Here is a 24,508-nt window from a genome sequence, read left to right as displayed (position 1 = left end):
ATGACTCAACATTCCGCAACACGGTCCATGTTCGATCCGGCGCTGCTGCGCCCGGCGATCGTGGACTCGTTCAAGAAACTCACGCCGCGCACGCAGTTCCGCAATCCGGTGATGTTCTGCGTGTACGTCGGCAGCATCCTGACCACGATTCTGTGGATCGCGGCGCTCGCCGGCCAGGCCGAGGCGCCCGCGGGCTTCATCCTCGCGATCGCGCTGTGGCTGTGGTTCACCGTGCTGTTCGCGAACTTCGCCGAAGCGCTCGCCGAAGGGCGCTCGAAGGCGCAGGCCGCATCGCTGCGCAGCGCGAAGAAAGACGTGATGGCGAAGAAGCTCAACGAGCCGCATCCGAAGTCGCCGATCCGCATCACGACCGCGACCGAGCTGCGCAAGGGCGACGTCGTGCTGGTCGAGGCCGGCGACGTGATCCCGGCCGACGGCGAGGTGGTCGATGGCGTCGCGTCGGTCGACGAATCGGCGATCACCGGTGAATCCGCGCCGGTGATCCGCGAATCGGGCGGCGACTTCTCGTCGGTCACGGGCGGCACGCGCGTGCTGTCGGACTGGATCGTCGTCAAGGTCACCGCGAACCCCGGCGAGGCGTTCCTCGACCGGATGATCGCGATGGTCGAAGGCGCGAAGCGCAAGAAGACGCCGAACGAGATCGCGCTGACGATCCTGCTCGTTGCGCTGACGATCGTGATGCTGCTCGCGACCGCCACGTTGCTGCCGTTCTCGATGTTCTCGGTCGAAGCGATGAAGGCCGGCCACGTGGTGACGATCACCGCGCTCGTCGCGCTGCTCGTGTGTCTGATCCCGACGACGATCGGGGGCCTCTTGTCCGCGATCGGCGTGGCCGGGATGAGCCGGATGATGCAGGCGAACGTGATCGCGACGTCGGGCCGCGCGGTGGAAGCCGCGGGCGACGTCGACGTCCTGCTGCTCGACAAGACCGGCACGATCACGCTCGGCAACCGCCAGGCATCGACGTTCGTGCCGGCGCCGGGCGTGACCGAGGAAGCGCTGGCCGATGCCGCGCAACTGTCGTCGCTCGCCGACGAAACGCCGGAAGGCCGCAGTATCGTCGTGCTCGCGAAGGAGCGCTTCAACATTCGCCAGCGCGACATGGGGCAACTGCACGCGACGTTCATCGGCTTCTCCGCGCAGACGCGGATGAGCGGCGTCGACCTCCCGGGCCGTGAAATCCGCAAAGGCGCGGCCGATGCGATCCGCAATTACGTCGAGACGCACGGCAGCCGCTTCCCGGAAGAAGTGCGCCGCGCGGTCGATGAAGTCGCGCGCCGCGGCAGCACGCCGCTCGTCGTGGCCGACCTGTATGAAGGCGCGGCGCGCGTGCTCGGCGTGATCGAGCTGAAGGACATCGTGAAGGGCGGCATCAAGGAGCGCTTCGCGGAACTGCGCAAGATGGGCATCAAGACCGTGATGGTGACGGGCGACAACCGGCTGACGGCCGCGGCGATCGCGGCGGAAGCGGGCGTCGACGATTTCCTCGCGGAAGCGACGCCGGAAACCAAGCTCGCGACGATCCGCGAACACCAGGCCGCAGGGCGCCTCGTCGCGATGACCGGCGACGGCACCAACGACGCGCCGGCGCTCGCGCAGGCCGACGTCGCCGTGGCGATGAACACCGGCACGCAGGCGGCGAAGGAAGCCGGCAACATGGTCGACCTCGACTCGAACCCGACGAAGCTGATCGAGATCGTCGAGATCGGCAAGCAGATGCTGATGACGCGCGGGTCGCTCACCACGTTCTCGATCGCGAACGACATCGCGAAGTATTTCGCGATCATCCCGGCCGCGTTCGTGACGACGTACCCGCAGCTGCGCGTGCTCGACATCATGCACCTGACGTCACCGGCGTCGGCGATCCTGTCGGCGGTGATCTTCAACGCGCTGATCATCGTCGCGCTGATTCCGCTGGCGCTGAAGGGCGTCACGTACCGGCCGCTCGGCGCCGCATCGCTGCTGCGCCGCAACCTGCTGGTGTACGGCCTCGGCGGCGTGCTGCTGCCGTTCCCGTTCATCAAGCTGATCGACATGACGCTCGCTGCACTCGGCTGGGCCTGAGCCGGCCGTATTTGAAGGAAACATCATGAAAACGTTGATTCGTCCGCTCGTCGTGATCTTTGTCGTGCTGACCGCGGTGACGGGGCTCGCCTACCCGGCCGTGATGACCGTGTTCGGCCAGGCCGTGTTCCCGTCGCAGGCGAACGGCAGCCTGATCGAGAAGGACGGCAAGGCAGTCGGCTCCGCACTGATCGGCCAGCCGTTCGAAGCGCCGAAGTATTTCTGGGGCCGGCTGTCGGCCACCACGCCGATGCCGTACAACGCGACCGGCTCCGGCGGCTCGAACCTCGGCCCGCTGAACCCGTCGCTCGCCGACCAGGTGAAGGGGCGCATCGCCGCGCTGCGCGACGCGGGCACCGACATGTCGAAGCCCGTGCCGGTCGACCTCGTGACGGCGTCGGCCAGCGGCCTCGATCCGGAGATCACGCCGGCCGCCGCCGCATACCAGGTCGAACGCGTCGCGAAGGCGCGCAACCTGGCGCCCGACGCGGTCGCGCAGCTCGTCGCCGCGAACACGAAGGGCCGCCAGTTCGGCGTGCTCGGCGAACCGCGCGTGAACGTGCTGCAGCTGAACCTCGCGCTCGACGCGGCGCAGGCCGCGCACTGAGCGCGCGCCCGGGCTTCCGACGACAACCGGCGTCCGGCGCGGCCCGATCCGCGCCGGACGCGTTTTTTCCCGACGGCGCGTGCGCCGTCTTTGCCTTTTGCGGCGATTTGGAACAACAATGCTCGTACTCGCGCGCATCCGGGCGCTCCGCCTTTCTGACGCATGAATCGTCCCGATCCAGACCAACTCCTCGACAAACTGCAGCGTGACGAAGAAAAGCAGCGGCGCGGCCAGCTCAAGATCTTCTTCGGCGCATCGGCCGGTGTCGGCAAGACCTACGCGATGCTGCAGGCCGCGCGCCAGCGCCTGCAGGAAGGCGTGGACGTCGTCGTCGGCATCGTCGAGACCCACGGGCGCAGCGAAACCGCCGCACTGCTCGACGGCCTCGACGTGCTGCCGCTCGCGCGCATCGACTATCGCGGCCGCACGCTCGCCGAATTCGATCTCGACGGCGCGCTCGCGCGCCAGCCGCAACTGATCCTCGTCGACGAACTCGCGCATTCGAACGTGCAGGGCGCGCGGCACCTGAAGCGCTGGCAGGATGTGTACGAACTGCTCGACGCGGGCATCGACGTCTACACGACCGTCAACGTCCAGCACCTCGAAAGCCTGAACGACGTGGTCGGCGCGATCACCGGCATCCGCGTGTGGGAGACGGTGCCCGATCGCGTGTTCGACGCGGCCGACGAAGTCACGCTCGTCGACCTGCCGGCCGAGGAACTGCTCGAGCGGATGCGCGACGGCAAGGTCTATCTCGCGCAGCAGGCCGAGCGCGCGGTGCGCAACTTCTTCCGCAAGGGCAACCTGATTGCGCTGCGCGAACTGGCGCTGCGGCGCACAGCCGACCGCGTCGACGCGCAGATGCGCGAGTATCGCGCCGATCGTTCGATCCAGCGCATCTGGCAGGCACGCGAGCGGCTGCTCGTGTGCGTCGGCCCGGGCCCTGAAGCGCCGACGCTCGTGCGGGCGGCCGCGCGGCTCGCCGCGAGCCTGAAGGCCGACTGGATCGCCGTTTATGTGGAAACGCCGCGCCTGCAGCGGCTGCCCGCTGCGCGCCGGCAGCGCACGCTCGACGCGCTGAAGCTCGCGGCCGAGCTCGGCGCGGAGACGGCCACGCTCGCCGGCGCCGACGCGGTTGCCGCGCTGATCGGCTATGCGAAGGTGCGCAACGTGTCGAAGATCGTCGCGGGCGGCTCGCCGAAGGTCGGGCTCGTGCGCCGCTTCGTGCGGCCGTTCGGCGAGCAGCTTGCCGAACGCGCGGGCGACGTCGACCTGATGCTGATCCGGGCGTCCGCGAGCGACGAGGCGCGCGCGGCACCCCTCGACGCGCGTGCGCGCGACTGGCGCGACGCGTTCGCGCAGTTCGGCACGCATCGTTCACCGCCGCGGCATTACGTGTATGCGGCCGCGATCTGCGCGGCGATCACGGTCGTCGCGAGCCTCGTGTCCGAGCGGCTCGACCTCACGAACCTCGTGATGCTGTACCTGCTCGGCGTCGTGTTTTCGGCGGTGCGGCTCGGGCGCGGCCCGGGCGTGCTGCAGTCGTTCCTGTCGGTGGCCGCGTTCGATTACTTCTTCGTACCGCCGCGCATGTCGTTTTCGGTCAGTGACACGCAATACCTGCTGACCTTCTTCGGGATGCTGCTGACGTCGCTCGTGATCAGCCACCTGACGTCGACGCTGACGCGCCAGGCGAGCGTCGCGCAGCGCCGCGAGCGCCGCACTGGCGCGATCTACGCGATGGCGCGCGAGCTGGGCGCGGCGCTGACGACGGAGCAGATCGTCGAGATCGGCAGCCGTCACGTGGGCGAGGTGTTCCGCGCGCGCGTCGCCTTCCTGCTGCCCGACAGCGCGGACAAGGTGCGCCAGAAGATCGAGGAGCCGGATGCGGCCGTCACGCTGACGGGCGCCGATCTCGACAGCGACGTCGGCCAGTGGGTGTACGACCAGCAGAAGCCGGCCGGCCGCGGCACCGATACGTTGCCCGCGACGGCCGCGCTGTACCTGCCGCTGAAGGCGCCGATGCGCACGCGCGGCGTGCTCGCGGTCGCATCGCGCGAGCCGCGTGAACTCGAGGTGCCGGAGCAGCAGCGGATGCTCGACGCGTTCGCCGCGCAGATCGCGCTCGCGCTCGAACGCGTGCACTACGTGGAGATCGCGCGCGACGCGCTCGTCAACATGGAATCCGAGCGTCTGCGCAACTCGCTGCTGTCGGCGATCTCGCACGACCTGCGCACGCCGCTCACGACGATCGTCGGCTTCTCGTCGATGCTCGCGAACGGGCGCGCGGCCGCGCAGGGCGGCGACGCCGCGGCGGCCGAACGCTTCGCGCAGCGCGAGGGCGAACTCGTCGATGCGATCCACGACGAGGCGCTGCGGATGACGGGCATCGTCACGAACCTGCTCGACATGGCGCGGCTGCAGGCCGGCAGCCTGCAGTTGAAGCGTCAGTGGTCGCTGCTCGAGGAAGCCGTCGGTGCCGCACTCGCCGCCTGCAAGCGCGTGCTTGCGCGCCATCCCGCGCGCGTCGTGCTGCCGGCCGACCTGCCGCTCCTGCAGATGGACGCGGTGCTGATGGAGCGCCTGTTCACCAACCTGTTCGAGAACGCGGCGAAGTACACGCCGGCCGATACGCCGCTCGACATCGGCGCCGAGCGCGTGACCGACGACGGGCTGCCGTTCGTGCGCGTGCTCGTCGACGATTACGGTCCCGGCCTGCCGGCCGGGATGGAAACGCGGATCTTCGACAAGTTCACGCGCGGCGAGAAGGAATCGGCGACGCCGGGCATCGGCCTCGGCCTCGCGATCTGCCGCGCGATCGTCGAAGCGCACGGCGGTAAAATCGGCGCGTTCAACCGGACGGCACCCGACGGCCACGTGACGGGCGCGCGTTTCTGGTTCACGCTGCCGGTCGAGACACCGCCGGCCGCGCCTGCCGTACCCGACGACGAACCCGAAGTGCCGGGTGCGTCGTCCCCATCCGAATCATTGCCAGATCATGAGTGAACCCAGCCTGACCGTCGTCCTGATCGAGGACGAAAAACAGATCCGCCGTTTCGTGCGCGCCGCGCTCGAGGAGGAGGACATCGCGGTGTTCGAGGCCGAGACGGGCAAGCAGGGGCTGATCGACGCGGCGACCCGCAAGCCCGATCTCGTGATCGTCGACCTCGGCCTGCCCGATACCGACGGCCTCGACGTGATCCGGGAATTGCGCGGCTGGTCCGAGGTGCCGGTGATCGTGCTGTCCGCGCGCACGCAGGAGGAAGAGAAGGTCGCGGCGCTCGACGCGGGCGCCGACGATTACCTGACCAAGCCGTTCGGCGTGTCCGAACTGCGCGCGCGGATCCGCGCGCAACTGCGCCGGCGCAACCAGGGCGGCGCGAACGAGTCGCCGAAAGTGACCTTCGGCACCGTGACCGTCGATCTCGCGCTGCGCCAGGTGTGGCGTGACAACGAGATCGTGCACCTGACGCCGCTCGAATACCGGCTGCTCGCGACGCTCGTGCGGCACGCGGGGCGCGTGCTGACGCACCGCCAGCTGCTGCGCGACGTGTGGGGGCCGTCGCACGTAGAAAGCCACCACTATCTGCGTATCTACATGGCGCACCTGCGCCAGAAGCTCGAGCGCGACCCGGCGCAGCCCGAGCACATCGTGACCGAGACGGGCGTCGGTTACCGGCTGGTCGGCGCCGCATGACGGGCGTCGCCGGGTCGCAGCGGCACCCGTGCGCGTGACGTCGCGTGCCGGCAGGGTTGCGTCGGCGCGACAGTCTCGCGGCCGGCGCGCGCGTTGCACACCCGGCGCTCATTCCCCGTTATCCTGACCGTTCCGCGAGCGAAAACGAGGAGCGTGCAATGTCCGTCCGTCTGGTCGTCATCTGTGCGCTGGCGCTTGCTGCGCCTGGCGCGTTCGCCCAACCGCTGCCGCCCGGGCAGCAACCGTCGTCGCAGCAGCAGGCGATGGCCAATCCCGCGTCGGTCAATTGCGCCAAGCTCGGCGGCCGCCACACGATCCGCAGCCTGTCGAGCGGGCAGGTCGGCATGTGCGTGTTCAAGGACGGCCGCGTGTGCGAGGAGTGGGCGCTGTACCGCGACGACCGCTGCGTCGGCGGCGTCACACCGAAGCGCGCGTCGAACTGACCGGGCCCGGCCGGTCGCGCCCCCGATCGGCCGCGCGCCGTGTCCGTAAGCATCTTGTTATACTCGGCGCCGCCCGGGGACGACCCCGAGTCATTCGCTTCAACGGGGACGGCCCCATCCGATACGGAGTACGTCGAGATGGCGTGGGTATGGTTGTTCATTGCCGGGTTGCTGGAAGTGGCCTGGGCGGCCGGCATGAAATCGTCGGACGGCTTCACGAAGCTCGGTCCGTCGGTGTTTACGATCGTGACGGCGCTGGCCAGCTTCGGGCTGCTCGCGGTCGCGATGCGCCAGCTGCCACTCGGCACCGCGTACGCGGTGTGGACGGGCATCGGCGCGGTCGGTGCGTTCGTGTTCGGCATCGTGATGATGGGCGAGGCGCTGACCGTCGCGCGCATCGCGAGCGCCGTGCTGATCGTCGCGGGGCTGATCGGCCTCAAGCTGTCGTCTGCTGCCTGACGACGGCATCCGGGTGCGCACGCGCCCGGTGCCGCACTGCGGAATTGCGCCGGCCGTGCGTCTAGCCTGTCTATAATGGAACGCATTCGGGCCTGAATACCGTCGTGCTTCTCGCAGCACGCGGTGCCGGTCGCCACGCGCCGCGCGGCCAGTCTGTCCGACCCGATCCGATCAATCGGCAAATCGCACGGAAAGTGCAAGGAGAGGGCCATGATCGAAGCCATTTCGCTCGGCGCGGGGCTCGCGTGGGCGAGCGGCCTGCGCCTGTACCTGACCGTGCTGATCGCCGGCGTGCTGGCGCGTTTCGGCTGGCTCCACCTGCCCGACACGCTGGCCGTCCTGATGTCGCCGTGGGTCATCGGTGCCGCGGCCGTGCTCACCGTCACCGAATTCCTTGCCGACAAGATCCCCGCGTTCGACTCGCTGTGGGATGCCGTGCACACCTTCATCCGCATTCCGGCCGGCGCCGTGCTCGCGGCCGGCGCGCTCGGCCATGCCGATCCGACCATGCTCGCGGTCGCGGGGCTCGCGGGCGGCTCGCTCGCCGGTGCCGCACACGTGGCGAAGGCCGGCACGCGCGCGATGATCAACCTGTCGCCGGAACCGATTTCGAACTGGATCGCCTCATCGACCGAGGACGGCCTCGTGGTCGGCGGGCTCGTGCTCGCGTTCTTCGTTCCGCTCGCGTTCCTCGTGCTGCTTGCCGCGTTCATCGCAGCGTCCGCATGGGCGCTCCCGCGCCTGTGGCGCGGTGTCTCGGGCGGCTTTCGCGGCATGGCGAACCACATGGTGTCGCGGCTCAACTCGATCGGGGGGAAGCGCGATTGAAGGGGCGGCAACACGCGGCGCAGCCGCCGGCCGGGCAACCCGGCCATGAGGTGAGCGCGCATGCCGGCCGCTTCGGGCTGCGCGACCTGATCCGCCAAGCCGCCCGCATGACCGCGCGCGACTGGCGCGCGGGCGAGCTGACGCTGCTCGTCCTTGCACTGGTGCTCGCGGTCGCGGCACTGACGAGCGTCGGCTTCCTCGCCGACCGGCTGCGCCAGGGGCTCGAGCGGGACGCGCGCCAGATGCTTGGCGCCGATTTCGTCGTGCGGGCCGATCGCCCCGTCGATCCGTCGTTCGACCAGCAGGCCCGCGCACTCGGCCTGCGTACCGCGACGACCGCCATCTTCCCGAGCATGATCGCGTCCGCCGCGGGCGGGCAGGCGACCGACGCGGCGCCCTCGCGCCTCGCGGCCGTGAAGGCCGTGTCGCCCGGCTATCCGTTGCGCGGCGCGGTCGAGATCCTGCCGGCCGGCGCGGCCACCGCGCAGAAGGCGGCAGCGATTCCCGCTCCCGGCACCGTATGGGCCGATCCGGCGCTGCTCGATGCGCTGCACCTGAAGGCGGGCGACACGGTGCGCGTCGGGCTGCGCACGTTCAAGGTCGCCGCGTCGATCTCCCGCGAACTCGATCGCGGTTTTTCCTTCGTCAATTTTTCGCCGCGGCTGATGATGCGCGCCGATGAACTCGCGGCGACGGGGCTCACGGGCTACGGCAGCCGTGTCACGTACCGGCTGCTGGTCGCCGGCGACCAGCAGGCCGTCGCGCGTTTCGAAGCGTATGCGCACGCACGTGTCGACGGCGGGAAACTGCGCGGCGCCGGTCTCGAGTCGTTGCAGGAAGGCCAGCCGCAGGTGCGGCAGACGCTGGATCGCGCGCGCCACTTCCTGACGCTCGTCGCATTGCTCACCGCGCTGCTCGCGGCGGTCGCGATCGCGATGGCCGCGCAGCGCTACATGCGGCGCCACCTCGACGGCTGCGCGACGATGCGCTGCCTCGGCGTGAGCCGCCGCACGCTCGGCGCGCTGTTCACACTCGAATTCGCGGGCATCGGGATCGTGTCCGGTGCCGCAGGCGCGATGCTCGGCTACGGCGGCCACTGGGCATTGCTGGCCGCGCTCGGCGGCCTGATCGACGTGGTGCTGCCGCCCCCCACGCCGTGGCCGGCGCTGATCGGCGTGGGCGCCGCGCTGGTGCTGCTGCTCGGCTTCGCGTTGCCGCCGCTCGTGCCGCTCACGCGCGTGCCGCCGGTGCGCGTGCTGCGGCGCGAGTGGGGCGATGCGTCGCGCACGGCGTGGGCCGCGTATGCGATCGGCGTCGTGCTGTTCGCGGGGCTGCTGATTGCCGCCGCCGGCAACCTGAAACTCGGGCTGATCGTCGCGGGCGGTTTCGCCGGCGCGCTGGTCGGTTTCGCGCTGATCGCGCGGCTCGTGCTGTTCGCCGCCGCGCGCGCGGTGCGCAACGCGCGCGTGGCCGCGGGCGTCGGCTGGCGTTACGCGCTCGCGTCGCTGCACCGGCGCGGCACGGCCAGCGCGCTGCAGATCACCGCGCTCGCGCTCGGCCTGATGTGCCTGCTGCTGATCGCGATCACGCGCAACGACCTCGTCGCGGGCTGGCAGCAGTCGACGCCGCCCGATGCGCCGAATCAGTTCCTGATCGACATCCAGCCCGACCAGCGCGCCGACGTCGCGGCCTATCTGGCCGCGCACGGCGTGCGCGACGCGGTGCCCGAGCCGATGGTGCGCGGCCGCCTCGTCGCGATCAACGGCAAGCCGGTGAATCCGGACGCATACCCTTCCGAGGAGGCGCGCCGGCTCGTCGACCGCGAGTTCAACCTGTCCTATACGACCCGGTTGCCGTCCGACAACCGGATCATCGAAGGCGACTGGTTCGGCACCGCGGCGACGCCGCAGATCTCGATCGAGGCCGGCCTGGCGAAGACGCTGAACGTGAAGCCGGGCGACGTGTTGCGCTTCGACGTGACGGGGCTGACGGTCGATGCGCCGATCACCAGCGTGCGCAAGCTCGACTGGGGTTCGTTCCGCGTCAATTTCTTCGTGCTGATGCCGCCGCCGGTGCTGAAGGATTTCCCGGCCGTGTACCTGACGAGCTTCCATTTGCCGGCATCGAATGCCGCGCTGCTCGATCCGCTGATCGCGCGCTATCCGAACCTGACCGCGATCGACGTCGCACCGATCCTCGCGCAGTTGCAGCGGATGATGCTGCAGGTGGTCGGCGCGGTGCAGTTCCTGTTCATGTTCACGCTCGCGGCCGGCGTGCTCGTGCTGTACACGGCGCTTGCCGGCACGCGCGACGAGCGGGTGCGCGAGGCCGCGCTGCTGCGCGCGCTCGGCGCGTCGCGCGCGCAGGTCAACGCGGTGCAGCGCGCGGAGTTCGTCGTGGTCGGCACCCTGGCCGGTGCGCTGGCATCGGCGGGCGCGATCGCGGTCGGCTGGGTGCTCGCGTCGCGCGTGTTCGACTTCCAGCTCGCCGTCGATCCGTGGCTCGTGCCGGCCGGCATTGCGGCCGGCGTCGCGTGCGCCGGTGCGGCCGGCTGGCTGAGCCTGCATAATGTGCTGCGGCGCCCCGCGCTGCAGTCGCTGCGCGACGCATGAGCGTCGCCGGCAGCCCCGAAGATCCCGTTTTCCGACTATCCGTATGACCGATGTGAATGACGATGCGCCGTCGCAACCGACGGCGTTCGAGCTCGTGGGTGGTGAAGCCCGCGTGCGCGAGATGGTGGACCGCTTTTACGACCTGATGGACCTCGAGCCCGAGTTCGCGCAGATTCGCGCGCTGCACCCGGCATCGCTCGACGGTTCACGCGACAAGTTTTTCTGGTTCCTGTGCGGGTGGCTCGGCGGCCCCGACCACTACATCAGCCGGTTCGGCCATCCGCGGCTGCGCGCGCGGCACCTGCCGTTCCCGATCGCGTCGGTCGAGCGCGACCAGTGGCTGCGCTGCATGGCGTGGGCGATGGAGGACATCGGGCTGCCCGAGCCGCTGCGCGAGCGGCTCATGCATTCGTTCTACGACACGGCCGACTGGATGCGCAACCGGCCCGGTTGATCGACCGGTACGCCGCCGCCCGCGCGCGGGGCGATCTGCGTCTGGGCGCGCGCGCCGCGCGGCGCGACACTGGCCGCTTTCCCAATCGATACGAGGCTCGCCCGATGACGACACAAGCGCTGTTTCGCGAAGACGCGTACCTCACGCAATGCGATGCGGTCGTCCTGGCCGTCGGCGACGACGGCATCCGGCTCGACCGCACCGTGTTCTATCCGCTCGGCGGCGGCCAGGCCGGCGACACCGGCACGCTGACGCTGCCCGACGGCAGCACGATCACGATTGCCGATACGCGCAAGGCCAAGTTCGACGGCGCGACGCCCGACGACGCCGTGCACGTGCCCGCACCGGGGCAGGAGGCGAGCGTCGCGACGCTCGAGCCCGGCACGCGCGTGGTTGCGGAGATCGACTGGCTGCGCCGCTATCGTCACATGCGGCTGCATACCGCGGCACACCTGATGTGCGCGGTGCTGCCGTATGCGGTCGACGGCTGCAGCGTGACGGCCGACTACGTGCGGCTCGATTTCGCGACGTCCGACGCAATCGACCGCGACGACGTCGAGCGGCGCCTCGCCGGCCTGGTGGACGGCGCGCACCCGGTCACGACCGAATGGATCACCGACGACGAGATGGCCGCACGGCCGGATCTCGTGCGCACGATGAGCGTGAAGCCACCGATGGGCCTCGGCCGCGTGCGGCTGCTGCGCATCGAGCAGGTCGACCTGCAGCCGTGCGGCGGCACGCATGTGCGCAATACGTCCGAAATCGGCGAGCTGCGGGTCGCGAAACTGGAAAAGAAGAGCGCGCGCACCCGGCGCCTCGTACTGGAGTTTGCATGACGATTGACACTACCCACGCGGGCGCGGCGGCGCTCGATCCGCAAGCGCGGGAGATTCTGGATTTCTGGTTCGGCGAGCCGGGCTCGGCCGAATTCGGGCAGGACCGCAAGGTCTGGTTCAACGGTGGCGCGGCGTTCGACGACGTGCTGCGCACGCGCTACGGCGCTTTGCTCGACGCCGCGTGCGACGGCGCTTGCGATCACTGGGCAGGCTCGCCGTTGGGGGCACTGGCGTTGATCGTCGTGCTCGACCAGTTCTCGCGCAACATCCATCGCGGCACGCCGCGCGCGTTTGCCGCCGATTCGAAGGCGCTCGCGCTCGCGCGCCGCGTCGTCGCGGCCGGCTGGGACGCGCGGTTGCCGAGCGGGCATCACCGCGCGTTCGCGTATCTGCCGTTCGAGCACGACGAGTCGGTCGAGAGCCAGCGTGAGGCCGTGCGCCTGTGCGCGGGCATCCGGGACGAGGCAGGATGCGAGAGCTATCACCGCTTCGCGTTGCTGCATGCGGCCGTCGTCGAGCGCTTCGGCCGCTTTCCGCACCGGAACGCGATTCTTGGTCGGGTATCGAGCGACGAGGAGACGGCGTTTCTTCGCGAGCCCGGTTCCTCGTTCTGACGATTCGAGCAGCGGCGTGACGCGGGGAGGAGGGCGGCCCACGGCGTCACGCGGGCACGGAGGCGGCAAGGGGCGCCGGTCGGCGGCGCGTATTTCCGGATGGCGGTTCGCTGCTCGGGCGGTGGCGCTCACCGCTCCACGCCCGGCATGAGGGCAAGCACGGCGGCGCGCCGGGCCTCCCCGCGTTACTCCGCGTGCTGTTCGGGCGTGCGCACGTACACGCGCAGCAGTTCCTCGTTGTCGCCCGGGCGGGCGCCCGTCCAGAACAGTTTCCATTCGTCGCCGGGCGCCGGATCGACGGCCCGCACGCCCTGGACGATCATCCAGGTGCAGCGCGTCGTCTTCGCGTCGGCGATCGGCGTGTGCTGGATGCCGGAGAAGTAGTACAGCATCGGCGCTTCCGATTCGCCGAGCCCGTGCAGGCTCGCCATGCAGTCGCCGTCGTTCCATTCGAGCGCGAGGTGCGCGTTCAGGTCGTCGAACACCGAGCGGTAGCTCTTCGCGACGTCGAGCCACGGCAGCAGCAGCGTGTAAATGAGCCCCCATGCGACGAGTGCGCCGGCGCCCCACGACAGCGCGCCGCGCCAGACGCCGGTCGTGCGCAGCTTTGGCAGCAGCGTCAGCCAGCCGACCGTCAGCGCGAGCGCACCGATCACCAGCGCGGGTTCGATCGGCATCGTCCAGTCGAGCGGCAGCCAGCGGCCGAGCAGCGCGACATCCTTGCGCGACGCGGCCGGATCGGCCATCACCGCCCAGATGGCCCACGCGAGCGCGGCGGCCGTGCCGAACAGGATGCGGCTCAGGTAATCCCACGCGAGATGCAGCTGGCGCGGCAGGCGGCCGATGGCCTGCGCGGCGACCAGCGCGAGCGGGGCGAAGAACGGCAGGATGTACAGCTGGCGCGACGTCGCGGACACTTGCAGCACGACGAGCCCGATGACCGTGAACATCACCGGCAGCGCGATGCGCGGCGTGCGCCAGTCGCGCCACGCACCCCGCGCGAGCGCGACGATCGCGAGCGGCGCGACCGGGAAGCCGACGAGCAGGAACGCGCGCAGGATGAAGAACGGCTTGTCGTTTTCCGCGCCCAGTTCGGGGACGGAGAAACCAAAGAAGCGGCCGACGTTGTTATCCCAGAACCACGTCATGAACAGTGTCTCGGAGCGCAGGAACAGCGCGGTCGGCCAGACGAGCGCGAACGGCGCGAACACCAGTGCGGCGACACCGAGCGAGCGCGCGAACGCGCGGGTGCGGCAGGCCGGATAGAGCACCAGCGCGCCGACGAGCGTGGCTGCAAACACGAGCGGCACGAACAGCCCCTTCGTCATCAGCGCGATGCCGACGCCCGCGCCGAAGATCGGCGCGGCCCAGCGGCCCGACGGCCGGACCGGCAGCCCGTGCCGCATCTGCTGCGCGCGCGCGACGTGCTGCATCACGAGTTCGAGCAGCCCGCAGAACGCGATTGCCGTGCCGGCGAACAGCGCGACGTCGGTCATCATGTCGTGCACGTGCTTGATGACGACGAGCGTGCCGGCGCTCAGCACGACGGGACCGATCACGCGCAGGTCGAACCAGGAGTCTGCGCGGCTGGCGACGCGCGCCGCGCGCGCGATGAAGCCGAATGCAAGTGCGGCGAACAGCGCGCTCGCGAGCCGGGCCGCGTCGTGCAGCGGCATCACGCGCTGCAGCAGCCATGCGAGGCTGGTCGCGACCCACGCGTAAAGCGGCGGCTTTTCCATGAACGGCAGGCCGGCATTGGTCGGCACGACGAAGTCGCCGGTCTCGAGCATGTGCTGGATGATGCCGAACGTGTAGGTTTCGTCCTGCTTCCACGGATCGTGGCCGAGCACGCCCGGCAGCGTATACGCGCAGATCAGCGCGGCGACGAACAGCCACGTGCGCCAGCCGAGCAGGCGCGAGCGTTCGCGCGTCGTGCGGGTGGCGGCGCTCGAGGCGACGACGGGCGTGCCGGCGGCGTCGAGCGTGGCGGTGAGGTCGGCGTCGGCGGTCGAGTGGGTGTGCTGGGCCGGAGCGGGCACAGACGTGCGTCGCCGGCTGGGCGCTGCGGTTCCAGGCATGGAAGGAGTCTCGGGTCGAGTCGAGCCGGTCCGGCGACATGGGCAGGACCGATTGGGGCCACATCAAGGGCCAATGGGCAGGTGTTTATGACACCTGTCTGAATATCCGCTAGTAGACCACGGAATTGTTACGGTGGATTACCGTTCGTGTCACGGAATTGTGGAGATTTGTGGTGTCGGGACGACGGATTGCTTCGGGCGGCGGTTTTTGATGCGCCGCAGTGCGGAATTACCGGCCGCCGCCGACGTCGAGCAGGGCGCCGGTCGTGTAGGACGCCGCGTCGCCCAGCAGCCAGACGATCGCTTCGGCGATCTCCTGCGCTTCGCCCGCGCGGCCGAGCGGGGTCGTTGCGCCGAGGCGGGCCGCACGGCCCGGCTGGCCGCCGCTGGCGTGAATGTCGGTCTCGATCAGGCCGGGGCGGACCGCGTTGACGCGCACGCCGTGCGGGCCGAGTTCCTTCGCGAGACCGATCGTCAGCGAGTCGACCGCGCCTTTCGACCCCGCATAGTCGACGTATTCGTTCGGCGAGCCGAGCCGGGAGGCGATCGACGACACGTTGACGATCGCGCCGCCGCGGCCGCCGCGGTCGGTGGACAGCCGGCGCGCCGCTTCGCGCGCGCACAGGTACGCGCCGAGCACGTTGGTGTCGAACATCCGCCGCAGCCGATCGGCGGGCATGTCGGCGAGCGGCATCGACGGCGCGACGATGCCGGCGTTGTTGACGAGCGCGTCGATGCGGCCGAATGCGGCCGTCACGGTGTCGAACATCGCGATGACGTCCGCCTCGTTCGCGACATCGCCCGCGACGATGCACGCGCGGCCGCCCGCGTCGCGCACGGCCTGCGCGGTGAGTTCGGCCGCCGCCGCGTCGCGCGCGTAGTTGATGCCGACGTCCCAGCCGCGTTCGGCCGCGAGCACGGCGGTCGCGCGGCCGATGCCGCGGCTCGCGCCGGTGATGAGGACGGCCTTGCGATCGGACGGTGCGGTCATGGCGTGCGGTTTCCGGTGACGGTTACTTCGCGGCGTCGGGCGCCCACTTGTCGCGGGCGGGCGGCTGGTAGCGGCGCAGCCGCTCGATCAGCGCGACGGGCTCGGATTCGACGCACAGGGCATCGAAATAGGCCGGACGCATGAAGCCTTCGTCGACCGTATGGCGCAGCAGCGCGATCAACGGATCGTAGAACGAATCGATGTTGTAGACCGCGACGGGCTTGCGGTGATAGCCGAGCTGCGCCCACGTGTAGACTTCGAAGAGCTCTTCGAGCGTGCCGGCGCCGCCGGGCATCGCGACGAACGCGTCGGAGAGATCGGCCATCATCTTCTTGCGGTGGTGCATGTCGGGCACGACGTGCAGTTCCGACAGCCCCGTATGGCCGACTTCCTTGTCGACGAGCAGTTCGGGGATCACGCCGACCGCACGGCCGCCGGCCGCCATCACTTCGTCGGCGATCACGCCCATCAGGCCGACCCGGCCGCCGCCGTAGACGAGCGTGAGGCCCGCATCGACGAGTGCGCGACCGAATGCGCGCGCGGCATCGGCATAGACGGGCCGCACGCCGGGCGACGAGCCGCAGTAAACGCAGACTGCCTTCATTGCTTGGAATCCTTGGCGGGTGCCTGCCCGATGACGACGGGGCTGTCGGCGGGGCGCGGCGAGCCGTCGCGCGGCGGCAGGTAGTCGGTGAACTGGCGCTTCGGCAGCTTGCCCGAGACCAGGTCGTCGAACAGCTGGCGCGAACGGCCGCGCAGGTACGGCGCCATCACGGAGATCACGTGCATGCTGACCTGGTGCAGTTCCTCGCGGATCGCGTCCTGGTCGTTGTATTTGCGCGGATGCATCACGTACTGATACGACAGCCAGTAGGTCGAGATCACTGCCATGTTGGTGGCAATGACTTCGATCTCGGCGGGCGTGGCGACCATTTCCGCGTCGGACACGAGCAGCTCGCACATATCGCGCGCGAAGCGCACCTTGTGGCTGATGATCTGCTTGAAGTGCGTCTCGAGCGTGCGGTTGCGGGCGAGCAGGTCGTTGAGGTCGCGATACAGGAACCGGTAGGTCCACATGAAATCGGCCATGTACTGCAGGTACGACCAGGTTTCGTCGATCGTCGGACGATGATCTTCGGGAAAGCGCAGCCGCCGTTCGATCTGCTGTTCGAACTGCGCGAAGATGCTGTTGATGATGTCGTCCTTGTTGCGGAAATGGTAGTACAGGTTGCCTGGACTGATTTCCATTTCCTCGGCGATCGTCGTGGTGGTGACGTTCGGCTCGCCGATCTCGTTGAAGAGTTTCAACGACAACTCGAGAATCCGTTCGCGGGTGCGGCGGGGAGGTTTCGCTTCCATGTCGTCCGGCCCTGTGTGTGCCGGACTGGCGGGCGCTGCAATCGATGCTGCGTGATTCGTCCGGCGCGGGTTGCTGTTCTATGTCTAGCGGACGATTATAAACCGGGGTTCCGCCACATCGGGGCATTTCGTGATCGCCGCCCCGCGCGGCGCATGGTGCAGCGCCGCAGGCGGGTGGTGCGCCCGGTACCCGCGGGGCAGCCGTCTAGAAGCCGAGCCAGCGTGCGACGACCGGTCCGAGCACGAAGCCCCACGTCGTCACGCATGCGAACAGCGCGACCGTCACGGCTGCGCTGCCGAGGTCCTTCGCGCGCTTCGAGAGTTCGTGACGCTCGAGCGAGATGCGGTCGATCGCGGCCTCGACGCTCGAGTTCAGCAGCTCGACGATCAGCACGAGCAGCACCGACGCGATCAGCAGCGCGCGCGATGCCGCCGGCACCGGTGCGAACGCGCCGACCGGGAGCATCAGCGCGGCGAGCGTGAGCTCCTGGCGAAACGCGCTCTCCTCGCGGATCGCCACGCGAAAGCCGTTCAGCGAATGCTTGAGGGCGTACCAGGCGCGCGTGATGCCGCGATGGCGCTTGTACGGGTTCGGCGGCAGCGGCGCGAGCCGATCGTCGGGGCCGAGCGGCTCGTGCGCGTGCACGTCCGCGTCGGCGTGCGGCTCTTCCTCGTCGAATGGGCGGTGCCGTTGCGGCGTTGCGTCTGGGGGCGGGATTTTGTCGTTCAGGTCTCGTTTCAAACGGCGGCACCTTCTGCTGGCGAGTACGCGGTCTTCGGCAGCGGCTTCAGATGCGACGCGAACTGCTCGGATGCCGCGCGCCACGAGAAGCGTTCGGCCCACGCGCGCGCAGTGGTGCGTTCGATCTTCAGCGCCTCGAGGCAGGCTTCCTGCAGGTCCTCGTGCATCGCGCCGGCGTCGCCGCCGCTGAGCACGTCGATCGGGCCCGTGACGGGATACGCGGCCACCGGCGTGCCGCAGGCGAGCGCCTCGAGCAGCACGAGGCCGAACGTGTCGGTGCGACTCGGGAACACGAACACGTCGGCCGCAGCATACACCTTGGCGAGCTCGGCCTGTGATAGCACGCCGAGATAGTTTGCTTCCGGATAGCGCGACTTCAGCTCCGCGAGCGCGGGGCCTTCGCCCGCGACCCACTTCGAGCCGGGCAGGTCGAGGCGCAGGAATGCCTCGACGTTCTTCTCGATCGCGACGCGGCCCACGTACAGGAAGATCGGCCGCGCGGTATTGAGCACCTTCGATTCCATCGGCCGGAACACGTCGAGATCGACGCCGCGCGTCCACAGCACGACGTTCGTGAAGCCGAATTTCTCGAGGTCCTGCTTGACGACCGGCGTCGGCGCCATCACCGCGAGCGACGGGCCGTGGAACCAGTGCAGGAAGCGGTAGGTCGCGGCGAGCGGGATGCCGAAGCGCGCCTGCACGTATTCCGGAAAGCGCGTGTGGTACGCGGTCGTGTACGGCAGCTTGCGCGAACGCGCGTAGCGTCGCGCCGCGAGGCCGAGCGGGCCTTCGGTCGCGATGTGCAGCGCGTCGGGTGCGAACGCATCGATCCGCGCGCGCAGCTTGCGGTACGGCAGGATCGACAGGCGGATCTCCGGGTAGGTCGGGCAGGGCACCGTGCGGAATTCCAGCGGCGTCAGCAGTTCGACGCGGTGGCCGAGCGCGGTGAGTTCGCGCGACGTGCTCTTCAGCGTGCGCACGACGCCGTTGACCTGCGGTTCCCACGCGTCGGTGACGATCATGATCTTCATCGCGGCTTTGTCCTGTAAGTAGGGGTGTGTCAGGCAGTGGCCTTGGCCTTGCGCGACGTGGTCTCCGTCGGTGCGGTGCGCATCACCGTCCAGTAGACGATCTTCAGTTCGCCTTCCATCGTTTCGACGAGTGCGGACAGGCTTTCGACCCAGTCGCCGTCGTTGCAGTACAGCACGCCGTCGATGTCGCGGATCTCCGCCTTGTGGATGTGGCCGCACACGACGCCGTCGCAGCCGCGGCGGCGCGCCTCGTCGGTCATCACGGTCTCGAACTGGGAGATGAAGTTGACGGCGTTCTTGACCTGGTGCTTCAGGTACTGCGACAGCGACCAGTACTGGAAGCCGAGCCGGCTGCGGATCCGGTTGAACCAGCGGTTCAGCACGAGGATCAGCGTGTAGAGCGTGTCGCCGAGGTACGCGAGCCATTTCGCGTGCTGGATCACGCCGTCGAACAGGTCGCCGTGCACGATCCACAAACGTTTGCCCGCGAGCGTCGTGTGGAACGCCTCGCCGCGCACCTGGATGTCGCCGAACGCGAGATCGCAGAACTGCCGCGCGCCTTCGTCGTGGTTGCCGGGGATGTAGACGACCTGCGTCCCCTTGCGTGCCTTGCGCAGGATCTTCTGCACGACGTCGTTGTGCGCCTGCGGCCAGTACCAGCCCTTCTTCAGCTGCCAGCCGTCGATGATGTCGCCGACGAGGTACAGGTACTCCGAATCGTTGTGGCGCAGGAAGTCGAGCAGGTACGGCGCCTGGCAACCGCTCGAGCCGAGGTGGATGTCGGACAGCCAGATGGTGCGGTAGCGGTGGGCCGACGAGTCGGGGTCGTCATGCTGCGTGGCGTGCCCGGCAGGCGGGTCTTGCGACACCAGCCCGTCGGTTGCGGCAGAACCGGACAGGAAAGCTGTGGCGGCGCGGGCGCCGATGGGGTGACGGAACAGGGAGGTCGCGGACGTTTTCTGGCCCATGCATGACTCGCGCCGGTTGACATTACCGGCATTCCGCCATGCGGGCGTGACTGTGCCATGACAGTCACGAGACGTTCTTATTACGACCGCTGCAGGGTGTTTAGCAGTGAATGACGGGGCGTTGTGTAACGTGCCGTACGGAACAGCCGACCATTGTCCGGCAAGGCTGTCGGGCCGGGCGGGAGTCGCTTCGGCGCGGTGCTTTCGTCTGGTGAATGCGACGCGTCAGCGCGGTATCGCGACGACGCGCGTGCGGGCGATCCGGTCGTGCGGAAACTGGCGCTCGGCGTGCAGTCGCGCGGCGCCGGCCCATGCGGCGATCCATGCGGCGGTGAGCGCGAGCGTGACGGGTACCGACAGGCCGAGGAGCGGATGCAGCGCGAGCGGCGGCAGGAACCACAGCCAGCCGAGCGCATAGCGGACGAGCGCGTGGCCCGTGCTCAGCGGCCGGCCGCTCGACGATTCAAGCCGCAGCCGCCACGTCTTCATCGGCAGCGTCTGGCCGCCGTGGGTCCAGAACCAGACGAAGTACGCGCCGACCACGAGCGCGATCCAGGCGGCGAGCAGGTTGTGATGGACGAGGCCGTTGCGTTGCTGCGTCGCGAGGCTGAACGCAAGCCCGGCGAAGAACACCACGCCGAACAGCAGCACGCCTTCGTAGAGCAGCGCGGCGAGACGCCGCCGCACGGACGGCGCGGCGGCCGGGGTTTCAGGTGCGTGGGCGTTCGCCACGGGCGCTCAGGAGCCCTTGAACAGCGAGGGCGCGTCGGCGGGCGACACTGGCGCCACGGCAGCCGGCGCGGAAGCGGTGCCGGCCGTCGACGATGCGGGCACCGGCGGCGCGACGGCGGCCGAGACGGGCGCCGGTGCGGTGGCGGGGCCGCTTGCCGGGTGTTCGTGCGAATTGACGAGGCGGCGCACGTCTCGGTCGGCGACGGTCGGCGGCGCACTGACGACGCTCGGCCGGCGGCGGCGCTCGGCGGCCGCGAGACGTTCCTTCTGCTCTTCGGGGAGTTGCTGGTATGCCTTCCACGCACGCTCGCGCGCCTGCGCGGAAAGCTCCTTCGCACTCTGGTAGTTCTCGCGCGCGACGCGGCGTTGTTCGGGCGTCATCTTGGCCCATTCGGTCATCCGGTCCTGCAGGCGCTTCTGGTCATCGGGCGTCAACTTCGCGAAACGCGATGCGATCTTCAGCCATTTACGCTTGCGGGCGTCGCTGAAGCCGTCCCATTGGTCGGCGAACGGCGCGAGTGCCGCGTGCTGTGCCGGTGTGAGGCGCGCCCACGACAACGGGCCGGTAGCGGCCGGCAGCGGCAGGGGCAGGGGCAGCGGGGGAAGTTCGGTGGTCAGCCCGGTCGCGGCCGATGCGGGCGCGGCAGGGCTGCTGACCGCGGCGGTGGTCGTCGCGGGGGCCGGGTGGAATCGTGGATAAGTGGCGACGTAGGAAACGGCGATCGCGATTACGCATCCGAAAAATACGGCCAGGCCGCGCTTCTGACTCACCCGTGCGATCCCCTCGTTATTGTCTGTTAGTGAGCGCGCGACAGATACGCGTTGAACCCGTGATCGAGATACGCGTTGAGCGGCAGGTCGTCGCTGAGCATCGCCGCGTCGATGTCGGCGAGTTCGGCCGTGCGCTGCATGTCTTCCCAGTAGGCGATGCCGACGAGCCCGGCGAGCAGCAGGGCCAGCGGCCACGCGCGCAGCAGGCGGCGCGCGAACGACGCCTGCGGGCGGCTCGCGGGCGCCGTGCCGTACGCACCGGCCGCGCCGGCGAAGGCCGGCACGAACACCGGCACGGTCGCGGCTTCGGGCTTCTTGCGCGCGAGCGCAGCCCGGCGGGCGACAGCCAGACGGTCGGTGGTCGCGGCTGGCAGGTCGGCCGCGCGCTCGTCCAGCGCGCGGCGCACCTTCAACGCGAATTCGTGTTCTCGATTTGCGGGAGCGGAGCTCATAGCGTGATTCCTTTGGCCTTGAGCGCGTGCGCCAGCGTGTGGGTGGCCCGCGAGCAGTGCGTCTTCACGCTGCCCTCGGAGCACCCCATTGCGGCGGCAGTCTCGGCGACATCCATATCTTCCCAATAACGCATCAGGAACGCTTCCCGTTGACGCGCCGGAAGTTTCTGGATTTCTTCGTCGATCAGGGCCAGAACCTGCTCTCGTTCGAGGCGGTGCTCGCTGCTCTCGACGCCCGCGTTGTCGTCCGCGGATTCGAGTGTTTCGAGCGGGTCGAAGTCGTCGTCGTCGCTGTTGTTCAGCGACGAGAAGAGCGTGACCCACGTGTTGCGGACTTTCTGCCGGCGGAACCAGTCGTGGATCGCGTTCTGCAGGATCCGCTGAAAAAGCAGCGGCAGCTCGGCCGCCGGCCGGTCGCCGTACTTCTCGGCAAGCTTGATCATCGCGTCCTGCACGATGTCGAGCGACGCATCGTCGTCACGCACGGCGTACGCAGCCTGCTTGAACGCGCGCCTTTCGACGCCCGCCAGAAAGTCGGCGAGTTCCTTGTCTGATGCCATTCCGTGAAGGTATGCGCTGCGGGCCGCTGCGTGGTGTAAAAGGTCGAAAAATTTCGTAAAACCCGCGGATGCTATCAAATTTTTGCGCCGCTTGGCACCGGGTTGGCCGCCGCACGTTGCGCGCGAGCCGCGGCGGCGGGGTGCCGGGCGGCGCCCATGATGCGCTGCGGGATATTTTGCTTGACGACCCAATCGCGACCCGCTATCGTCAATGATTCGCAACATGAAGTGATGGTCTCATTTGAGGCTGGCCCAAGAAGCCTGCCCTTCAAACTGGACGCGCCGCTTGAACCCGAGCCACAAGCCCGGCAGAGAGCACCCGATCAATTTTTTGCCGAAAATTCGAAAGGTCAAAATGAACATGCCCAGCGCGGAATTCTCCACGTCGGAACCCCTTTCCCCTCCCGATAGCGACTCCATCGGCGGTACCGTGCTCATGAAGGCACTGGCCGATGAAAACGTCGAATTCATCTGGGGCTACCCCGGCGGCTCGGTACTCTACATCTACGACGAGCTTTACAAGCAGGACAAGATTCAGCACGTGCTGGTGCGCCACGAACAGGCGGCCGTGCACGCAGCCGATGCGTATGCGCGTTCCACCGGCAATGTCGGCGTCTGTCTCGTGACGTCGGGCCCCGGTGTCACCAACGCGGTGACCGGCATCGCCACGGCGTACATGGATTCGATCCCGATGGTCGTGATCAGCGGCCAGGTGCCCACGGCCGCGATCGGCCAGGATGCCTTCCAGGAGTGCGACACCGTCGGCATCACGCGCCCGTGCGTGAAGCACAACTTCCTCGTGAAGGACGTGCGCGACCTCGCGGAAACCGTCAAGAAGGCGTTCTATATCGCCCGCACCGGCCGTCCGGGCCCGGTGCTGATCGACATCCCGAAGGACATCTCGAAGACGCCGTGCGAATACGAGCCCGTCAAGAGCGTGTCGCTGCGTTCGTACAACCCGGTCACGAAGGGCCATTCGGGCCAGATCCGCAAGGCCGTGTCGCTGCTGCTGACGGCCAAGCGCCCGTACATCTACACGGGTGGCGGCATCATCCTCGCCGACGCGTCGCGTGAACTGAACCAGTTCGCGGACCTGCTCGGCTACCCGGTCACGAACACGCTGATGGGCCTGGGCGGCTATCGCGCGTCGGACAAGAAATTCCTCGGCATGCTCGGCATGCACGGCACCTACGAAGCGAACATGGCGATGCAGCACTGCGACGTGCTGATCGCGATCGGTGCCCGCTTCGACGACCGCGTGATCGGCGATCCGGCGCACTTCGCGTCGCGTCCGCGCAAGATCATCCACATCGACATCGACCCGTCGTCGATCTCGAAGCGTGTGAAGGTCGACATCCCGATCGTCGGCGACGTGAAGGAAGTGCTGAAGGAGCTGATCGAGCAGCTGCAGACGGCCGAGCATGGCCCCGACACCGAGGCGCTCGCGCAATGGTGGAAGGACATCGAGGGCTGGCGCTCGAAGGACTGCCTGAAATACGACCGCGAAAGCGAGATCATCAAGCCGCAGTACGTGGTGGAGAAGGCGTGGGAGCTGACGGACGGAAATGCGTTCGTGTGCTCGGACGTCGGCCAGCACCAGATGTGGGCGGCGCAGTTCTACCGTTTCAACAAGCCGCGTCGCTGGATCAACTCCGGCGGCCTCGGCACGATGGGCTTCGGCCTGCCGGCAGCGATGGGCGTCAAGATGGCGCACCCGGACGACGACGTGCTGTGCATCACGGGCGAAGGCTCGATCCAGATGTGCATCCAGGAACTGTCGACCTGCCTGCAGTACGACACGCCCGTGAAGATCATTTCGCTGAACAACCGCTATCTCGGCATGGTTCGCCAGTGGCAGCAGATCGAATACAGCAAGCGCTATTCGCATTCGTACATGGATGCGCTGCCTGATTTCGTGAAGCTCGCCGAAGCGTACGGCCATGTCGGCATGCGGATCGAAAAGACCTCGGATGTGGAGCCGGCGCTGAAGGAAGCGCTGCGCCTGAAGGACCGCACCGTGTTTCTCGACTTCCAGACCGATCCGACCGAAAACGTCTGGCCGATGGTACAGGCCGGCAAGGGCATCACCGAGATGCTGCTCGGATCGGAAGATCTGTAACGGCGCGACGCGCGCCTGAGCCCGATGCGGCCGCCTTCACGAAGGGCGGCGCGGCACGCGGCAGCGCGCG

At 68.6% G+C, this 24,508-nt stretch carries 23 protein-coding genes; 12 read left to right on the top strand and 11 right to left on the bottom strand.

Annotated features, from left to right (window positions below; all coding sequences use genetic code 11):
- From kdpB to CFB50_RS12710, 11 genes are all read left to right on the top strand, one after another.
- Complete coding sequence (gene kdpB / locus CFB50_RS12760; protein WP_089446129.1) at positions 1–2,085, top strand: potassium-transporting ATPase subunit KdpB; 2,085 nt, start codon at positions 1–3, stop codon at positions 2,083–2,085.
- A 25-nt stretch (positions 2,086–2,110) separates the two neighbouring features.
- Positions 2,111–2,692, top strand: a complete 582-nt coding sequence (gene kdpC / locus CFB50_RS12755) for a potassium-transporting ATPase subunit KdpC (RefSeq protein ID WP_089446128.1) — start codon at positions 2,111–2,113, stop codon at positions 2,690–2,692.
- A gap of 162 nt (positions 2,693–2,854) precedes the next feature.
- Positions 2,855–5,698 carry a DUF4118 domain-containing protein gene (locus CFB50_RS12750; RefSeq protein ID WP_089446127.1) on the top strand — a complete coding sequence of 948 codons (2,844 nt, stop codon included), beginning with the start codon at positions 2,855–2,857 and terminating at the stop codon, positions 5,696–5,698.
- Positions 5,691–6,389 carry a two-component system response regulator KdpE gene (gene kdpE, locus CFB50_RS12745; protein ID WP_069248495.1) on the top strand — a complete coding sequence of 233 codons (699 nt, stop codon included), beginning with the start codon at positions 5,691–5,693 and terminating at the stop codon, positions 6,387–6,389. Before CFB50_RS12750 ends, kdpE begins: the two co-directional genes overlap by 8 nt.
- 158 nt (positions 6,390–6,547) lie before the next feature.
- Positions 6,548–6,832, top strand: a complete 285-nt coding sequence (locus CFB50_RS12740; RefSeq protein WP_089446126.1) for a putative hemolysin — start codon at positions 6,548–6,550, stop codon at positions 6,830–6,832.
- Between the two features lie 138 nt (positions 6,833–6,970).
- A complete protein-coding gene (sugE, locus tag CFB50_RS12735) occupies positions 6,971–7,291 on the top strand; it encodes a quaternary ammonium compound efflux SMR transporter SugE (protein WP_089446125.1) in 321 nt (106 codons plus the stop codon).
- A 210-nt stretch (positions 7,292–7,501) separates the two neighbouring features.
- Positions 7,502–8,119, top strand: coding sequence for a DUF4126 domain-containing protein (locus CFB50_RS12730; protein WP_069248492.1), 618 nt, complete (start codon positions 7,502–7,504; stop codon positions 8,117–8,119).
- Positions 8,116–10,731: an ABC transporter permease gene (locus tag CFB50_RS12725; RefSeq protein ID WP_179254186.1), complete on the top strand. Its 2,616-nt coding sequence runs from the start codon at positions 8,116–8,118 to the stop codon at positions 10,729–10,731. Before CFB50_RS12730 ends, CFB50_RS12725 begins: the two co-directional genes overlap by 4 nt.
- A 43-nt stretch (positions 10,732–10,774) precedes the next feature.
- Positions 10,775–11,185, top strand: a complete 411-nt coding sequence (locus CFB50_RS12720; protein WP_089446124.1) for a group II truncated hemoglobin — start codon at positions 10,775–10,777, stop codon at positions 11,183–11,185.
- 104 nt (positions 11,186–11,289) lie between these two features.
- Positions 11,290–12,021, top strand: a complete 732-nt coding sequence (locus CFB50_RS12715) for an alanyl-tRNA editing protein (protein ID WP_089446123.1) — start codon at positions 11,290–11,292, stop codon at positions 12,019–12,021.
- Positions 12,018–12,635 carry a DUF924 family protein gene (locus tag CFB50_RS12710; protein ID WP_089446122.1) on the top strand — a complete coding sequence of 206 codons (618 nt, stop codon included), beginning with the start codon at positions 12,018–12,020 and terminating at the stop codon, positions 12,633–12,635. The genes CFB50_RS12715 and CFB50_RS12710 overlap by 4 nt, the downstream gene beginning before the upstream one ends.
- A gap of 185 nt (positions 12,636–12,820) precedes the next feature.
- Here the strand turns inward: CFB50_RS12710 and CFB50_RS12705 are convergent, their stop codons facing one another.
- From CFB50_RS12705 to CFB50_RS12655, 11 genes are all read right to left on the bottom strand, one after another.
- Positions 12,821–14,713, bottom strand: a complete 1,893-nt coding sequence (locus CFB50_RS12705) for an ArnT family glycosyltransferase (RefSeq protein WP_089446121.1) — start codon at positions 14,711–14,713, stop codon at positions 12,821–12,823.
- 229 nt (positions 14,714–14,942) lie between these two features.
- Positions 14,943–15,704, bottom strand: coding sequence for an SDR family oxidoreductase (locus CFB50_RS12700; RefSeq protein WP_089446120.1), 762 nt, complete (start codon positions 15,702–15,704; stop codon positions 14,943–14,945).
- 22 nt (positions 15,705–15,726) lie between these two features.
- Positions 15,727–16,308 carry a TIGR00730 family Rossman fold protein gene (locus CFB50_RS12695; RefSeq protein ID WP_069248485.1) on the bottom strand — a complete coding sequence of 194 codons (582 nt, stop codon included), beginning with the start codon at positions 16,306–16,308 and terminating at the stop codon, positions 15,727–15,729.
- Complete coding sequence (locus CFB50_RS12690) at positions 16,305–17,063, bottom strand: TetR/AcrR family transcriptional regulator (RefSeq protein WP_069248484.1); 759 nt, start codon at positions 17,061–17,063, stop codon at positions 16,305–16,307. The genes CFB50_RS12695 and CFB50_RS12690 overlap by 4 nt, the downstream gene beginning before the upstream one ends.
- 205 nt (positions 17,064–17,268) lie before the next feature.
- Positions 17,269–17,805, bottom strand: coding sequence for a diacylglycerol kinase (locus tag CFB50_RS12685; RefSeq protein ID WP_069248483.1), 537 nt, complete (start codon positions 17,803–17,805; stop codon positions 17,269–17,271).
- Positions 17,802–18,836 carry a glycosyltransferase family 4 protein gene (locus CFB50_RS12680; protein ID WP_069248482.1) on the bottom strand — a complete coding sequence of 345 codons (1,035 nt, stop codon included), beginning with the start codon at positions 18,834–18,836 and terminating at the stop codon, positions 17,802–17,804. Before CFB50_RS12680 ends, CFB50_RS12685 begins: the two co-directional genes overlap by 4 nt.
- A 29-nt stretch (positions 18,837–18,865) precedes the next feature.
- Positions 18,866–19,804 (bottom strand): UDP-2,3-diacylglucosamine diphosphatase, encoded by a 939-nt coding sequence (locus tag CFB50_RS12675; RefSeq protein ID WP_069248481.1) that lies wholly within the window; start codon positions 19,802–19,804, stop codon positions 18,866–18,868.
- Positions 19,805–20,029: 225 nt separating this feature from the next.
- Complete coding sequence (locus CFB50_RS12670; protein WP_089446119.1) at positions 20,030–20,536, bottom strand: RDD family protein; 507 nt, start codon at positions 20,534–20,536, stop codon at positions 20,030–20,032.
- Positions 20,537–20,542: 6 nt separating this feature from the next.
- The gene (locus CFB50_RS12665) at positions 20,543–21,307 is read right to left on the bottom strand and encodes a DUF3106 domain-containing protein (protein WP_089446118.1); all 765 of its coding nucleotides are present in this window, start codon (positions 21,305–21,307) and stop codon (positions 20,543–20,545) included.
- A 26-nt stretch (positions 21,308–21,333) separates the two neighbouring features.
- Positions 21,334–21,759, bottom strand: a complete 426-nt coding sequence (locus CFB50_RS12660; protein WP_039370552.1) for a DUF3619 family protein — start codon at positions 21,757–21,759, stop codon at positions 21,334–21,336.
- Positions 21,756–22,319, bottom strand: coding sequence for an RNA polymerase sigma factor (locus CFB50_RS12655; RefSeq protein WP_011352714.1), 564 nt, complete (start codon positions 22,317–22,319; stop codon positions 21,756–21,758). Before CFB50_RS12655 ends, CFB50_RS12660 begins: the two co-directional genes overlap by 4 nt.
- Positions 22,320–22,674: 355 nt before the next feature.
- Between CFB50_RS12655 and CFB50_RS12650 the strand changes: the two genes are divergently transcribed.
- The gene (locus tag CFB50_RS12650; RefSeq protein ID WP_046544741.1) at positions 22,675–24,438 is read left to right on the top strand and encodes an acetolactate synthase 3 catalytic subunit; all 1,764 of its coding nucleotides are present in this window, start codon (positions 22,675–22,677) and stop codon (positions 24,436–24,438) included.
- The last annotated feature ends 70 nt before the right edge of the window (positions 24,439–24,508 follow it).

This window comes from Burkholderia sp. AU33423, from assembly GCF_002223135.1.
In the GTDB taxonomy this organism is placed as follows: Bacteria; Pseudomonadota; Gammaproteobacteria; order Burkholderiales; family Burkholderiaceae; genus Burkholderia; species Burkholderia lata_D.
Note: the sequence above shows the minus strand (reverse complement) of the source record. Positions and strands in the feature narration are given on the sequence as shown.